Origin of the sequence: Bradyrhizobium macuxiense (genome assembly GCF_001542415.1) — a bacterium.
Taxonomy (GTDB): Bacteria; Pseudomonadota; Alphaproteobacteria; order Rhizobiales; family Xanthobacteraceae; genus Bradyrhizobium; species Bradyrhizobium macuxiense.
Map to the genome: position 1 here is coordinate 180139 of NZ_LNCU01000040.1, position 15968 is coordinate 196106.

Here is a 15968-nt window from a genome sequence, read left to right on the forward strand (position 1 = left end):
GACAGGCTCGGCGAGCAGGTCGACCAGGATCTGAAGAGAGACGACGTCCGGCTGACCATGGGCGGCGAGCCGACCTTCGTCTCGGTCGACGATCTGGAATCGCCGGAGTGGAACGTCGCCGCGATCGGCCCGACCAAGCGGGCGCTCGCCGACGAGCTGATCCGCAAGCTGCGTGGGCGTTTTGCGCCTGGCGGCCTGCTGCATTACGGCCAGGGCAAATGGTATCCGGGCGAAAGCCTGCCGCGCTGGGCGTTCGGTCTTTACTGGCGCAAGGACGGCAAGCCGATCTGGAAGAATGCGCATCTGATCGCGGCGACCGCGAAATCGCCGCACGCGACCATCGAGGACGCCAGGCGTTTCGCCGAAGGGACCGCGACCAAGCTCGGGCTGAACGCCGACCATGTCGTACCTGTCTACGACGACCCTGCCTTCTGGCTGCAGCGCGAAGCAGGACTGCCGGCCAATGTCAGCCCCGCCAATTCCGGATTGACCGATCCGGAAGAGCGCGCGCGGCTGGCGCGCGTGTTCGACGAGGGACTGACGACGCCGAAAGGCTACGTGCTGCCGATCCAGCGCTGGACGCCGCTCGGCGATCGCGTGCCGGCGCGCTGGCGCAGCGAGCGCTGGAAGGTCCGGCGCAGCCATCTGTTCGCGTCGCCTGGCGATTCTCCGCTGGGTCTGCGGCTTCCGATCGCCTCGCTCGAATACGTTCCGCCCAAAGATTATCCCTATATCGTCGAACTCGATCCGATGGTGCCGCGCGATGCGCTGGCGGAGGGTGACGCGGAGCTGCGGCAGGCGCTCAAGGAGATCCCCGAGCCGTTGCCGGTGCGCACCGCGATGTCGATCGAGATTCGCGACGGCGTGCTGTGCGCATTCATGCCGCCGGTCGAGACGGCCGACGACTATCTCGATCTGGTCGCCGCGATCGAGGCGACGGCGGAAGAGCTCAAGCTGCAAGTCCATATCGAGGGCTACGCGCCGCCGTACGATCCACGCATCGAGGTGATCAAGGTGACGCCGGATCCCGGCGTGATCGAGATCAACGTGCAGCCGGCGCAAAGCTGGCGCGAAGCCGTCGACATCACGCTTGGCCTCTATGAGGACTCGGCGAAGACCCGGCTCGGCGCCAACCGTTTCCTGACCGACGGTCGGCACACCGGGACCGGCGGCGGCAATCACATCGTGGTCGGCGGCAGCAAGCCGGAGGATTCGCCGTTCCTGCGTCGGCCCGATCTCCTGAAGAGCCTCGTGTTGTACTGGCAGCGGCATCCGTCGCTATCCTACCTGTTCTCCGGCATGTTCATCGGCCCGACCAGCCAGGCGCCGCGTATCGACGAGGCGCGGCATGACGGGCTCTATGAGCTGGAGATCGCGTTGTCGCATGTGCCGCCACCAGGCATGGACGCGCCGTTGTGGCTCGTCGATCGTCTGTTCCGGCACGTCCTGGTCGATATCACCGGCAACACCCATCGCGCCGAGATCTGCATCGACAAGCTCTATTCGCCCGATAGCCCGACCGGTCGACTCGGCCTGGTCGAATTCCGCGCGCTCGAAATGCCGCCCGATCCGCGGATGTCGCTCGCGCAGCAGCTCCTGATCCGCGCGCTGATCGCAAAACTGTGGCGCGAGCCGCAGCAGGGCAAGTTCGTGCGCTGGGGCACCACGCTGCATGACCGCTTCATGCTGCCGCATTTCCTCTGGGATGATTTTCTCGGCGTGCTCGCGGAGCTGAAGCTATCAGGCTACGACGTCGAACCGGAATGGTATCAGGCCCAGCTCGAATTCCGCTTCCCCGCCTTCGGCCGCGTCCATCATGGCGGGGTCGGCCTCGAGCTGCGGCAGGCGCTGGAGCCATGGCACGTGCTGGGCGAGGAGGGCACCTCCGGCGGCACCGTGCGCTATGTCGATTCCTCGATCGAGCGGCTGCAGGTGAAGGCGACCGGCTTCGTCGAGGGCCGCCACGTCATCACCTGCAACGGCCGGCGGATGCCGATGACCGAGACCGGCCGCGCCGGCGAGGCGGTCGCGGGTGTCCGCTTCAAGGCATGGCAGCCGGCCTCGGGCCTGCACCCGACCATTCCGGTGCATGCGCCGCTGACATTCGATCTGATCGATACCTGGAACGGCCGTTCGCTGGGCGGCTGCGTGTACCATGTCGCGCATCCCGGCGGCCGCAATTACGAGACCAAGCCGGTCAATTCCTACGAGGCCGAGGCGCGGCGGCTAACCCGCTTCCAAGACCACGGTCACACCCCCGGCAAGATCGAGACGCCGCCGGAGGAACGCACAGTTGAGTTTCCGTTGACCCTCGACTTGCGGACGCCGCTCCTGCACTAATTGGTGTGGGGAAATGGCATGTCCGAACCGGTTGGCCAAGGCAGCAATCACGAAAGCAGGGCCCGTCCGGGCCAACGGCGGATGGTGCAATGGATGCGCGATTATGTCCGGCTTCCCGGTACTCCCGACGAATATATCGGCGAGAGCGGCACGCCGCGTCCGGTCTGGACCCGCTTCTTCGACGCCTTTGCCGCGCTGTCGCCGGCCGATATCGAGCGGCGTTTCGCCTCCGCCGACCGCCATCTGCACGAGGCCGGCGTCACCTATCGCGCGCCCGGCGACACTGCCGACCGCTTCTGGCCGCTCAGCCATCTGCCGCTGATCATCGATGCCGCCGATTGGCGGCAATTGAGCGCGGCGGTCGCGCAACGGGCGCAATTGCTCGAGATGGTACTGGCCGATCTCTATGGCGAGGGCCGCCTGGTCGCGAGCGGCGCCATACCGGCCGCGGCGATCGCCGGCAGCAACGAATATCTGCGCGCAGTCAGCGGCATCAAGCCGCCGGGCGGTCGCTATCTACACCTCTATGCTACCGACATCGGTCGCGGACCTGACGGCCGATGGTGGGTGCTCGGCGATCGCACGCAGGCGCCTTCGGGTGCCGGCTACGCGCTGGAAAATCGCCTGGTGCTGTCGCGCGCCTTCTCCAATCTCTACAAGTCGATGAATGTCGAGCGCGTGGCGCCGTTCTTCGAAGCGTTCCGCGATTCACTGCGCGCCAGCGCCGATCGCGACGAGCCGCGGATCGGCCTGCTCACACCAGGCGCATTCAGCGAGACCTATTTCGAGCACGCGACGCTCGCGCGCTATCTCGGCTTCCTGCTGGTCGAAGGCGATGATCTCGCCGTCTCCGGCGACCGCATTCACATCCGCACCGTCGCCGGGCTGAAGCGGCTCGACGTGCTGCTGCGCCGGGTCGATTCCAACATGCTCGATCCGCTGGAACTCGACGCATCGTCCTATCTCGGCGTGCCGGGCCTGGTCGAGGTGTTGCGCAAGAGCGGCGTCGTGGTTGCCAACATGCCGGGCTCGGGCGTGATGGAGGCGCGGGCGCTGCTCGGCTTCCTGCCCAATCTCTGCCGGCGCCTGCTCAGTGAAGACCTGATGATGCCGCATATCGCAACCTGGTGGTGCGGCCAGACGTCGGCGCGCGAGGAGGTGCTGTCGCGGCTCGACGAGTTCGCGATCGAGGGGGCCTATGGCCGCGGCGTTCCCGGCTTCCCCGGCAACGGCCCGGTGCTGCCTGGCGAATTGTCGGCGGGCGAGCGCGATCGTCTGAAGGACGCGATCAGCCATCGCGGCATCGACTATGTCGCGCAGGAGCTGGTGCGGCTCTCGACCACACCGGTGTGGGAGAACGGCCGCATCGCGCCGCGGCCCTTCGTGCTGCGGGTGTTCGCAGCCGCGACGCCGAACGGCNGGCTGGTCCGTGCTGCCCGGCGGTTTCTGCCGGATCGCCGAGCGTGCGGATGCGCGCGCGGTGTCGATGGGCGATGGCGCCGTGTCGGCCGATGTCTGGGTGGTCTCCGACAAGGCGGTTGCGACCTCGACATTGCTGCCGGCAGTCGACACCGTGCGCATCCGTCGCATCGCCGGCGTGCTGCCGAGCCGCGCCGCCGACAATCTGTTCTGGCTCGGCCGCTATCTGGAGCGTGCCGAGGCGACCATCCGGTTGATCCGCGCGCTGTGCACACCGTTGCGCGATCCTGCGCGCAACAATTCGGCCGGCGCGACGCCGACGCTGCATTCGGCCGAGCGCATCCAGCGCCTGCTGGTCGCTTGGGGTGCGGCCTCGCAGACCGCGCGCGCCAATCCCGCCAAGGTCGCCCTTGAGGCGCTGCAGAACGAGGACAAGTTTGGCTCGGCGCTCTCGTTGGTGCGATCGGCGCAGCGCACCGCGACGGGCTTGCGCGAACGGCTGTCGCCCGACGCCTGGCAGGTCATCACCGAGATGGCCGAGCGGCTCGCGATCGAGGTTCATGACGACGACGGCGTCGTCAGCGCCGCCGAGCTGACGCTGCAGGAGCTGGCGAGCTTCGCAGGCCTCGCGCAGGAGAACATGAACCGCGCCGCCGGCTGGCGCTTCCTCGAGATGGGCCGCCGCGCGGAGCGCGCCATCAATACCGCGCGCTTTGCCCGCCAGTTCGCCTTCGACGAAGCCGGCGACGAGGACCTCGACGTCCTTTTGACGCTGGTCGACTGCCAGATCACCTATCGCTCGCGTTATCTGGTGCAGCCGCTGCTCGCGCCGGTGCGCGATCTCGCGGTGCTCGATCCCTACAATCCGCGCTCTGTCGCATTTCAGGTCGCGGCGCTGAACGAGCACATCGCCGCGCTGCCGAGCCTGAAGGAGCACGGCCTGATCGAGCGGCCGCAAAGACTTGCAGTTGCGGTGGAGGCGATGCTGACCACCGCGGAAGCCGCCACCCTCGACGTCAAGACGCTGTTCGCGCTGGAGCAGGATCTGCTCAACCTCGCCGACGCAATCGGGTTGCACTACTTCCCGCACGGACCGAACGCCAGCCGGCCGGAGAAGCTCACGGGGCTGGCGTGATCTACGACATCCGTCACGTCACGACCTACAGCTACGAGACCCAGGTCAGCTTCGCGCGCTGCTCGCTGCGGCTGGTGCCGCTGAGCGGCGATGGCCAGGAGCTGATCTCCCATTCCGTCGAGATACGACCAAAGCCCGCGGAGCGCACGGCGCGGCGCGATTTCTTCGGCACGTTGACCGAAAGCGTCCTGATCGAGACCGCGCACCGCAGTCTCCGCATCGACTCCCGCTCGCGCGTCTCGGTGGCGCGGCAGGCGCCGGCCCGCGACGCCGCGAGCCCATCATGGGAGAGCGTGCGCGATATCGCGTTCGAGGTGACAAGCCTCGGTCCGGCATCGCCGGTCGGCTACGTCTTTGCCAGCGCACTGGTGCCGCTGCTGCGGCCGGCGGCGGAATACGCTGCCGGGAGTTTTCCGCAGCAGGGAGGCATCCTCGCCGGCGCGGCCGACCTGATGCGCCGCATCCGCAACGATTTCAAATACGATCCGAAGGCGACGGTGATCTCGACGCCGCTGACGGAGGTGTTCGAGAAGCGTCACGGCGTGTGCCAGGATTTCGCCCATGTGATGATCGCTGGGCTGCGCGGGCTCGGCCTGCCGGCAGCTTATGTCAGCGGATACCTGCGCACCGTTCCGCCGCCCGGCCAGCCGCGGCTGCAGGGCGCGGATGCGACGCACGCCTGGGTGTCGGTCTGGTGCGGCAACGAGCTCGGCTGGATCGGGTTCGATCCGACCAACGATCTGATGGTCGCCAACGACCACGTCATCCTCGCCATCGGCCGCGACTTCGCCGATGTTTCGCCGGTCGACGGCGTCATCGTCGGCGCGCGCAAGCAGAATCTCAACGTCGCGGTCGACGTGCTGCTGGTGGAGTAGGCTGGTTACGCCGCGCGGCGTTCGCGGGGGCCGTCGCGCCCGACCGGGCTGATCACCACGCGGTCGCGGCCGGCGTGCTTGGCCTCATAGAGCGCGAGATCGGCGGCCGAGACGAGGTCATGCGATGTGCGCTCCGCGGTCGGCGTGAAGCAGGCCAATCCGATGCTCACGGTCGGCAGCTCGTGCTGGGATTGACGGAACGCCGTCAGCCGCTCGCGGATCCGCTCGGCGACCTCCATCGCGCCGGACCTGTTGAGGTCGGGCAGCAGCACGGAAAACTCTTCGCCGCCGTAGCGCGCCCCTAGGTCGGACGCACGCTTGGTGCTCGCCGCGATGCACTGACCGACCGTGGCGAGCACGGCGTCGCCAGCCTGGTGCCCGTAGGTGTCGTTGAAGGCCTTGAAGTGATCGACATCGATCATCAACAGCGCCAGAGGCGATTGTGCGCGCAGGCCGCGGCGCCATTCGATGGCCATGATCTCGTCGAGCCGCCGGCGGTTGGCGAGGCCGGTCAGCCCGTCGGTGCCGGCGAGACGCGCCAACTGGGTCTCCGCGGCAGCCCGCCGCCTCACCGCTGCCAGCAGGTAGAACATCAGCACGATCGAGCAGCCGCCAAGCGCGGCGACGACGGCGCCGATCAGCCAAAGCTGTTGCCACCAGTCGGCATAGATGCCGTCGAGTGCGAGACCCTCGGCGATCAGCAAGGGATGGTGCCCGACCTGCTGAAAGACGTAGAGCCGGCGGATCTGATCGACGATCGACTTCGTCATGTAGGAGCCGGATCTTCGCGCCGGAAACTGCTTGAAGACCTGGGCTTCCCTGATGCTCTGCCCGATCCTGCTGATGTCGAACGGTGCCCGCATCAGCATCACGCCGTCGGTGTTGAACAGCGCCATACTGTCGCTCTCGCCGAAGTTCAGCTTCCGGAACAGATTGTGGAAGTAGCTGAGCCGCATGCTGCCGGCGACCACGCCGGCGAACGATCCGTCATTGTTGCTGATGCGCCGGCTCAGACTGATCAGGTACTCGCCTTCCGACGTAACCCAGGGAGGGCTGATGAACAGTCCGGCATCCTTGCGCGCTTGATGAATCCGGAAGAAATCATGGTCGGCGAAATTCGCTTTCCGCGGCGCCAGCGTTCTGGAATCGAGCGTGACGTCGCCGGCGGTGTTGAGGACGAGGATCGAACCGAGGTCCTTGGCGGTCGCCGCTCGATCGAACAGCACGACCTGGCGAAGCTCCGGACTGATGCTGTTGATCTCCGGCAGCTTCTCGCCGTCAGCGACGGCCAGCAGTGAGAGGTCATAGAGTTCGATGTTGCGGTCGATCTCGCTGGCGATGGAGGCGACGAGGTTCGTCGCGCCTTCCTTCGCGTGCTGGTAGTCCTTCTGCGCCATCTCCCAGAGGATGGACGCACAGAGCGCCGAAAAGCACAGAACGAGACCGATGCCGAGCGCAAGCAGCCGTTTAGCTGGTATTGCCCTCGGCCGTGGCAAAAGCCCGTCCATGACCGCCGCTTCCCAATTCCGCGCCCCCGCGCTTTGGCTCTTCTTATAGGGGCATCAAATTGAGAAAGGCGGCGCGCCGAGCGGGCAATTTACGCGCGCGGATTAAGGTGTTGTTAACCGTGGTGGCGCAGGCAACGACGCTCACGTCCCGGTCGGTCGCATTGCGTCCACCGTATCGTTGCGCAGGTTGCGGAAGAACTGCTCGACCTCGCGCGACAATGTCTCGGCGGTCGAGGTGAGGTCGTTCGACGCAGCAAGCACCGATTCCGCCGCCTTGCTGGTTTGACTCATGTCGTCGCGAAGCGAGCCGATGTTCGCGACCAGCGTTTCGTTGCCTTGCGCTGCCATCTGCGCATTGACCGAGATCTCGCGCGTGGCCGCATCCTGCTGGCCGACGGCCGCTGCGATGGTCGACGCGACGTCGGAAATCTCGCGCACCGCGTGGCCGATCTCGCGGACGGCGTTGACCGAGTTGCGGGTCGAGGCCTGGATCAGGCCGACATTCTCGCTGATCTCGGCGGTTGCCTTCGCGGTCTGCCCGGCCAGCGTCTTCACTTCATGCGCGACGACGGCAAAGCCGCGGCCGGCGTCGCCGGCGCGCGCCGCCTCGATCGTGGCGTTGAGGGCGAGCAGGTTGGTCTGCTCGGCGATCGCCTGGATCAGGCTGAGTACGCCGTCGATGCGCTGGGTGGTGGCGGCAAGGCCTTCGATCTCGCTGATCGATCTGTCGGTCCGCGTGCCCGCCTGCTCGACCGCGCCGGAGGACTGCTTCACCTGCCGGCCGATCTCCTGGACCGAGGCGGAGAGTTCTTCGGCCGCGCCTGCCACCGCGGAGACGTTGCTGGAGGCCTGTTCGGTTGCGCTCGCCGCCGTAATCGCACGGCCGCTCGCATTCGCCGCGACGCTTGCAATGGTCTGCGCGGTGTTGCGCATCGCGCTTGCATTGTCGTGAACCGCACGGAGCACCGAGCCGATCGTGGCGCGGAACTCTTCGACTGATGTCTCGAGGTGCCGGCTGCGGGTATCGCGCGCCTCGGACTCTTGCACGACCTGCGCATTGAGGGTGCGGTTGTGCTGCATCGCCTCCTGGAAAATCTTGATTGCGCGCGCCAATGCGCCGATCTCGTCGCCGCGATCGACATGCGGAACCTCGACGTGGTCCGCACCCTCGGCCACGCGCTTGATGGTCGCGGTGATCTGCGACAGCGGGCGGGCCACCGAGCGGGCGATGATCAGCACGCCAAGCACGACCACGATCAGGGCGGCTGCGCCGAGACAGGTCAGGACAAGAGCCATTTCGCGGTTGACGGCGGCTTGTCGCGCCAGTCGTTTGCTGCGTTCGGCATAGACGCTGGAGAGCGCTTCGAGATCCTTGTTCAGGGCGGTGCGCACCTCGCGATTGGCGTCGTTGTCGCCCCATTCGCGTCCTGCGGCGGCGCCGATCTCGACGCCGCGGCGGACCAGTTCCTTCCGGAACGCGACGAACTGCTCGATGCGCTTCTTGAAGGTCGCAAACTGCTCGGCATCGTCGGCCTGCACCAGCGCTTCCCAGTTTTTGACCACGGCGAGGATCTGCTCGTTGAGCTTCAACAGGCCGTCGCCATATTTCTTCACTGTCGCGGGTTCGCTCGACATGTAGATGCCGCGGGATTCCATCACCACCGCATAGACCAGCGAATTGACCCGCTCGACGTTGAGCGCCGCACGGCTTGCGAGGTCAACGGCCTCGGTGAGCTCCGCATTCCGTCGCGTGTTGTAGTCGGACAGGAAGGTGATGGCCGCGGTCAGGGCCGCGATCAGGGCAAAGATCGAGTACAGCTTGGCTGTGAGCGAGAATCGGGATGCCATGGGACGCCGAAATGAACAATCAGGAAGCGATCGAGATCGGCATCGAGGGCGCTCCAGCAGGCCGGCGGGCCCCATCAGCCGATCAAAAATTATGCAAAGTCTTCATGGACGATTCCTTAATGCGCAAAGTTCATGTAGGCGTAATCTTTGGAATTTCTTAGCATTACCAACTGTTTAGTTGGATGCTGCGGGTTTCACCCGGTGTGGAGCGCGTCACGGCGGCGGTCGAACGCAGCGCTGATGTCGTCGATCGTTCAAGGGAGCTATTAGCAAAGAGGTGCTACGCTACGTCGTTCCGCCTGTTCCCAGACCCGAAATGCCATGGTCTACCGCCACACCGTCTTCGCGACCTCATACGTCTTTGATGACCTGCGCGAGCTGCTTGCGAAGGCAACGCCGCCGCGTTCCGGCGATCGGCTCGCCGGCATCGCGGCCGACAGCGCTGAGGAAATGATCGCCGCGCGATTGGCGCTTGCCGACGTTCCGCTCAGGCAATTCCTCAATGAGCCGGTGATTCCCTATGAGGACGACGAAGTCACCCGCCTGATCCTCGACAGCCATGACGTTGCAGGATTTGTGCCGATGTCGTCGCTTACCGTCGGCGGCTTCCGCGATTGGCTGCTGTCGGACGCTGCGACCACTGACGCGCTGAGGAAGATCTCGCGCGGCGTCACGCCGGAGATGGTGGCGGCGGTGTCGAAGCTGATGCGCAACCAGGATCTGATCCTGGTCGCCCGGAAATGCGAGGTAACGACGCGCTTCCACAATACCATCGGCCTGCGCGGGCGGATGAGTGTGAGGCTGCAACCCAACCATCCCTTCGACGATAGCAAGGGCATCACCGCCTCGATCCTCGACGGGCTTCTGCTCGGATCGGGCGATGCCTGCATCGGCATCAATCCGGCAAGCGATGATCCCAACGTGATCGCGAGCTTGCTCCGGTTGCTCGATGACATCATCACGCGGCTGCAGATTCCGACGCAAAGCTGTGTGCTCACCCACGTCACGACCACGCTCGGCCTGATCGGGCAGGGGCTGCCGGTCGATCTCGTCTTCCAGTCGATCGCCGGCACCGAAGCCGCCAACCGCAGTTTCGGCGTCGACCTCTCGATCCTGAGGGAAGCTCGCGAGGCGGCACTGTCGCTGCACCGCGGCACGGTCGGCAACAATGTCATGTATTTCGAGACTGGGCAGGGGTCGGCGCTGTCGGCCAACGCCCATCACCAGGTCGACCAGCAGACCTGTGAGGCACGAGCCTATGCGGTGGCGCGCGCGTTCGATCCGCTGCTGGTCAACAGCGTGGTCGGCTTCATCGGTCCCGAATACCTCTATGACGGCAAGGAGATCATCCGCGCCGGGCTCGAGGATCATTTCTGCGGCAAATTGCTAGGTCTGCCGCTCGGCGTCGACGTCTGCTACACCAATCATGCCGAGGCCGACCAGAACGACATGGACAATCTCCTGACGTTGCTGGCCGCGGCCGGCGTCACCTTCATCATGGGCGTTCCGGGCGCCGATGACGTGATGTTGAACTATCAGTCGACCTCGTTTCATGACGCCCTTTATGTCCGCGACCTCTTCGGCCTGAAGCGGGCGCCCGAATTCGACGACTGGCTGATGCACGCTGGCCTCGCGGGGCAGGACTTCCGCCTCGTCGCCGATCCAGGGCAACTGCCCGAATTCGCGTCCAAACTGCTGGCCTGACCCTCGAACGGAAATTTTCGGAGCAACCATCCCGACGTTGTGACGTTAGCAGGTGCCACAATATTGAAGAATTTCTAGCCCACCGTTCAATGGCGTGGTTAGATTTGTTGGTGCTTCGCTTGAGGATGTTTGATGAGAGCTGAGGGCATTGAGGGAGTGCGGCGTATCCTCTGCGTCTTTCCGCGCTATACGTCAGCCTTTGGGACCTTTGAATACTCCTATCCGCTCACCGACGGCGTCAAGGCATTCATGCCGCCGCAGGGGCTGTTGCTGATCGCGGCCTATCTGCCCGAAAACTGGCTGGTCCGCTTCGTCGACGAGAACCTGCGTCCGGCGACGCACGACGATTTCGAATGGGCGGAAGCCGTGTTCGTCAGCGGTATGCACATCCAGCGCCAGCAGATGAACGATATCTGCCACCGCGCCCATGAGTATGACCTGCCGGTGGCGATCGGCGGTCCGTCGGTTAGCGCCTGCCCGGACTACTACCCCGCGTTCGATTACCTCCATGTCGGCGAGCTCGGCGATGCCACCAACGAGTTGATCAAGCGCCTGGCAGAAGACACGAGACGTCCGAACGAGCAGGTGGTGCTGACGACCGTCGACCGGATGCCGATGACGGATTTCCCGCTGCCGGCCTATGAACTGGCCGAAACGAAGAAGTACTTCCTCGGCAGCATCCAGTTCTCCTCCGGCTGCCCCTATCAGTGCGAGTTCTGCGACATCCCCGGCCTCTATGGCCGCAACCCGCGACTGAAGTCGCCGCAACAGATCATCGCCGAGCTCGACAAGCTGCGCGCATGCGGCATGACCGATACGATCTACTTCGTCGATGACAATTTCATCGGCAACCGCAAGGCGGCCGTCGAGCTGCTTCCGCATCTGATCGCATGGCAGAAGCGGACCGGCTACGTTACCCGGCTTGCCTGCGAGGCAACGCTCAACATCGCCAAGCGGCCGGAGATCCTGGAGAAGATGCGCGAGGCGTACTTCGTCACGATCTTCGTCGGCATCGAGACGCCCGATCCCGACGCGCTGAAGGCGATGCACAAGGACCAGAACATGATGGTCCCGATCCTGGAGGGCGTGCGGACGATTAATTCCTACGGGATGGAAGTGGTGTCCGGTATCATCATGGGGCTTGATACCGACAAGCCAGAGACCGGTGATGCGCTGCTCTCTTTCGTCGACGAGTCGCGCATTCCGCTCCTGACCATCAATCTGCTGCAGGCGCTGCCGAAGACGCCGTTGTGGGATCGTCTCGCAAAGGCCGGACGGCTGGTCGAGGACGACAGCCGCGATTCCAACGTGCAGTTCCTGCTGCCCTACGACGACGTGGTCAGCTCCTGGCGCAAATGCATGGAGGTCGCTTACCAGCCCGAAAAGCTGTTCGAGCGTTACGAGTACCAATGCAACTATACCTACGCCAACCGCATCAAGGTTCCGGTCAGCCCGGAGATGAAGAGCTGGGCCAACATCCGCCGCGGCCTGATCATGCTGCGCAACATCTTCTGGAAGGTCGGTGTGATGAGCAGCTACCGGCGCGCTTTCTGGAAGTTTGCGCTGGGACGGCTGAAGCGCGGCGACATTGAGGGCCTGATCTCGGCGACGCTCGTCGCGCATCATCTGATCACGTTCGCGCGTGCGGCCTCCAGTGGCCGGCAGAACGCGTCGAACTACTCGATCCGGTTGCGCGAGGCGTCCGTCCCCGCCGAATAGACGCATGACTTCGCCGGCGCCAGCGTCCCATCCTCTTGCCAATCTGCGAGAGCTGACGCCGGCGCGCGTCGGCCTCGGCCGGTCCGGCGCGAGCCTGCCGACCGAGGCGCTGCTCTCCTTCACGCTCGACCATGCGCGCGCCCGTGACGCGGTTCACGCGGCCTTCGACGTCGCCGGTATCGTTGTGGGTCTCGCCGGTCTCGGCTTCGCACCGATCGAGGTGTCGAGCCAGGCCCGCAGCCGGCGCGACTATCTGCGCCGTCCCGATCTCGGCCGCATGCTCGACCCTGCATCGATGCGAAGCCTGGAGGCCAAGGGCATCGGCCCCTGCTCCTGTGCCATCGTGATTGGTGACGGCCTTTCGCCGACCGCGGTTAACGTCCATGCCGTCGAACTGCTCCGGCGTCTCCTGCCGCGCCTCGCGGCGGACGGCATCGACGTCGGCGCGCCAATCATTGCATCCGGCGCGCGCGTCGCGCTCGGTGACGAGATCGGCGCCGTCATCGGCGCACGTATGCTCGTCATGCTGATCGGCGAGCGGCCGGGCCTTTCGGCGCCCGACAGCCTTGGCGCCTATCTCACCTTCGCGCCGCGGATCGGGCTGACCGATGCCGAGCGCAACTGCGTCTCCAACATTCACGGCGCGGGACTGAGCTACGCCGAGGCCGCATTCAGGGTTTCCTGGCTTGTGCGCGAGGGCCTGGCACGCCAGATCACGGGGGTCGCACTGAAAGATGAAAGCGGCGGTGGATCGTTCCCGAATACGCTACCCGGGTGTGACAAATCAGCTACTTAACCACCGTTTTCGGCAGTTCCGCGCCGATTTGACATGGCGCTCGCGCTTGCGAGCAGGGGGGCGGGCCTGTAAAACCGGCGCCGGTCAATATTCGCGTGTTTTCAAGGACTAGCGCCGATCAGATGCGCTCGCGAGCCTCATTCGCGCCCCGGGACCCAAGCTAGACAGATTGAGCCGTTTTCAGAACTGGACAGGGCATGCTCGAAAAGAACTCCGAAAGTCAGGTCCACGTCGAGAAGGTTGAAGAACCGCGAACCGGGCTCAGCATCGCGTTCGGGATCGAGCGCCTCGGCCTGATCCCGATGCGGGCGCCGATTCTGTCCTGCATCGTCCTCGTCCTGCTCTTGATCGGCGCCGTGTTCGGCGTCCACCGGATCAAGATTGACGACTCGCTGTCGCAGCTGTTCCGGTCCAACTCCAAGGATTTCAAGCAATACGAGGCGGTCACCAAGCGCTTCCCCTCGACTGAATTTGACGTCCTCGTCGTGGTCGAAGGCAAGACGTTGCTCGCGCGCGACAACCTCGAGAAGCTGCGCGACATGGTCACCGACCTGCAGCTCGTTGACGGGGTCCGCGGCCTGGTCTCGCTGTTCTCGGCGCGGCAGGCGCCGGCACCGGGCAAGCTGCCGGCGGCGCTGTTCCCGAATGAGCTGCCGCAAGGCGAGGCCTACGACAAGTTCATCGAGACCGTTAAAAGCAACGAGATCATCCGCGGCAAGCTGCTGTCGGAAGACGGCACGCTCGCGCTGATCGTGCTGTCGCTCGAGCCCAAGGTCGTCAGCAGCAACGATCTCAGCAAGACGGTTGGCGACATCAGGAAGATCATGGCCGATGATCTTTCCGGCAGCGGGCTCAACGCACAGCTCTCCGGCGTGCCGGTCATGCAGCTCGAGATCCGCAACGCGGTCGAACGCGACGGATTGACCTACAATGTCCTCGGCATCCTCGCCGGCTGCATCATCGCGATCATCTTCTTCCGCAAGATATCCTTCATGGTGGCGGCAGCGTTCCCACCGATGATCGCGATCCTGCTGGCGCTCGGCGGCCTCGGCTGGGCCAATTTCAACCTGAACATGTTCCTCAACGTGATGACGCCGCTCATCATGGTGATCAGCTTCTCCGACTCGATGCAGCTGACCTTTGCGGCGCGCGACCGGCTGATCGCGGGCCAGGACAAGTTCACTGCGTTCAAGAACGCGGTGCTGGTGGTGGGCCCCGCCTGCGTGCTGACGCACGGCACCGCGGGCATCTCGTTCATCGCGCTGCAGTTCTCGGATTCCGATCTGATCCGCAAGTTCGGTGAGGCCGGCCTTGCTGCCACGATCATCGCGCTGATTGCGGTGCTCAGCCTGGTGCCCGTGTTCGGTGTGCTGCTCGTGCGCAACGAGCGGATCTTCGCGGTCAAGTTCCAGAGCGCGGATGCCGGCGTCCAGGCGCTGCGCAACTTCTGCTACTGGATCGCCGTGCGCATGGTCGGCCGTCCCGGCCTGTTCAGCCTGATCGCGCTGCTCGTCGTCGGTAGCCTCGGCGTCGTCTATGCCAATCTGCAGCCGCGTTACCGGCTCGCCGATCAGGTGCCGGACAAGCAGCAGGCGGTGGCGGCGTCGAATCGCCTCGACGCCAAGTTGACCGGCGCCAATCCGATCGACGTGCTGATCCAATTCCCCAAGGGCGCCTCGCTTTATTCGCCGCAGACGCTGAAGACGATCGCCGACGTCCACGCGATGGTCGAGAAGAGCGCCGGCGTCGGCAACGTGTGGTCGCTGGAAACCCTGCGCCGCTGGCTTGCGGAGAAGGCCGGCACAACCGACGTCAATACGTTGAAGGAATATGTCGACCTGATTCCCGAACACCTGGTGCGTCGCTTCATCGACAAGGAACAGGATGCGGTCGTGGTGTCGGGTCGCGTGCCCGACCTCGATTCCAGTCAGATACTGCCTGTCGTCGACAAGCTCGACCACGAGCTCGACAAGGTGCGCGCCGAGCATCCAGGCTACGAGATCGCGGTCACCGGTCTCTCGGCGATCGCCGCGCGCAACAGCGCCAGCATGATCGAGAAGCTCAACCGGGGGCTCACCGTGGAGTTTGCGCTGGTGGCGATCTTCATCGGGCTGGCGTTCCGCTCGGTCGTTGTGATGTTCTCCTGTATCCTGCCGGGCATCTTCCCCGTAGTGCTGTCGGGTACCGTGTTGTGGCTGCTCGGGGAGGGGCTGCAATTCGCCAGTGTGGTTGCGCTGACGGTGTCGTTCGGCCTCGGCCTGAGTGCGACCATCCACTTCCTCAACCGCCTGCGGCTCGAGACCAAGCCCGGCGTCACGCCGGAGCTCGCCGTGGAGCGGGCCACCGTGCTGGTTGGTCCTGCGCTGATCCTGACCACGGTGGTGCTGGCCTGCGGCCTCGTCGTCACCGTGTTCTCCGACCTGCCGTCGCTGCGTCTGTTCGGCTGGCTCAGCGCATTCTCGATGGTCGCGGCCCTTGTCGCGGATCTCTTCATCCTGCGGCCGACCTCGATGTTCCTGATCAATCTGTCGCAAAAGCTTCGCGGCAAATCCGGACAGCCGGCACCGATCGAAAAGGCGTGACAAAAAGGCCCGGATCCGATCATTCGGGATCCGGGCCTTTCT

The 15968-nt window shown here is 64.9% G+C and carries 10 protein-coding genes and 1 pseudogene; 9 read left to right on the forward strand and 2 right to left on the reverse strand.

The window, feature by feature from the left end; translation table 11 throughout:
* The 4 genes and pseudogenes from AS156_RS13495 to AS156_RS13505 all read left to right on the forward strand — a co-directional run.
* On the forward strand, positions 1–2340 hold a 2340-nt coding region (locus AS156_RS13495; protein WP_245312782.1), incomplete at its 5' end, for a transglutaminase family protein.
* An 18-nt stretch (positions 2341–2358) separates the two neighbouring features.
* Positions 2359–3759, forward strand: a 1401-nt coding sequence (locus AS156_RS44335; RefSeq protein WP_245312784.1) for a circularly permuted type 2 ATP-grasp protein, incomplete at its 3' end; no start/stop codon positions are given.
* Position 3760: 1 nt separating this feature from the next.
* Positions 3761–4894 (forward strand): annotated as a pseudogene (locus AS156_RS44340) (alpha-E domain-containing protein); the annotation flags it as partial.
* Positions 4891–5769, forward strand: a complete 879-nt coding sequence (locus tag AS156_RS13505; protein WP_066504519.1) for a transglutaminase family protein — start codon at positions 4891–4893, stop codon at positions 5767–5769. The pseudogene AS156_RS44340 and the gene AS156_RS13505, both read left to right, overlap by 4 nt.
* A 5-nt stretch (positions 5770–5774) precedes the next feature.
* Here AS156_RS13505 and AS156_RS13510 read toward each other — a convergent pair whose 3' ends face one another.
* On the reverse strand, positions 5775–7277 hold the full coding sequence (locus AS156_RS13510) for a sensor domain-containing diguanylate cyclase (RefSeq protein WP_066504522.1): 1503 nt from the start codon (positions 7275–7277) through the stop codon (positions 5775–5777).
* Between the two features lie 141 nt (positions 7278–7418).
* On the reverse strand, positions 7419–9125 hold the full coding sequence (locus tag AS156_RS13515; RefSeq protein ID WP_066504525.1) for a methyl-accepting chemotaxis protein: 1707 nt from the start codon (positions 9123–9125) through the stop codon (positions 7419–7421).
* 11 nt (positions 9126–9136) lie between these two features.
* Between AS156_RS13515 and AS156_RS42840 the strand changes: the two genes are divergently transcribed.
* The 5 genes from AS156_RS42840 to AS156_RS13535 all read left to right on the forward strand — a co-directional run bounded on the left by AS156_RS42840 (position 9137) and on the right by AS156_RS13535 (position 15926).
* Positions 9137–9286: a hypothetical protein gene (locus AS156_RS42840; RefSeq protein ID WP_160331094.1), complete on the forward strand. Its 150-nt coding sequence runs from the start codon at positions 9137–9139 to the stop codon at positions 9284–9286.
* Positions 9287–9446: 160 nt separating this feature from the next.
* Positions 9447–10829 carry an ethanolamine ammonia-lyase subunit EutB gene (locus AS156_RS13520; protein WP_066504528.1) on the forward strand — a complete coding sequence of 461 codons (1383 nt, stop codon included), beginning with the start codon at positions 9447–9449 and terminating at the stop codon, positions 10827–10829.
* A 132-nt stretch (positions 10830–10961) separates the two neighbouring features.
* Complete coding sequence (locus AS156_RS13525; protein WP_066504531.1) at positions 10962–12548, forward strand: B12-binding domain-containing radical SAM protein; 1587 nt, start codon at positions 10962–10964, stop codon at positions 12546–12548.
* A gap of 4 nt (positions 12549–12552) precedes the next feature.
* The gene (gene eutC, locus AS156_RS13530) at positions 12553–13344 is read left to right on the forward strand and encodes an ethanolamine ammonia-lyase subunit EutC (protein WP_066504535.1); all 792 of its coding nucleotides are present in this window, start codon (positions 12553–12555) and stop codon (positions 13342–13344) included.
* A gap of 197 nt (positions 13345–13541) precedes the next feature.
* On the forward strand, positions 13542–15926 hold the full coding sequence (locus tag AS156_RS13535) for an efflux RND transporter permease subunit (protein ID WP_066504542.1): 2385 nt from the start codon (positions 13542–13544) through the stop codon (positions 15924–15926).
* The last annotated feature ends 42 nt before the right edge of the window (positions 15927–15968 follow it).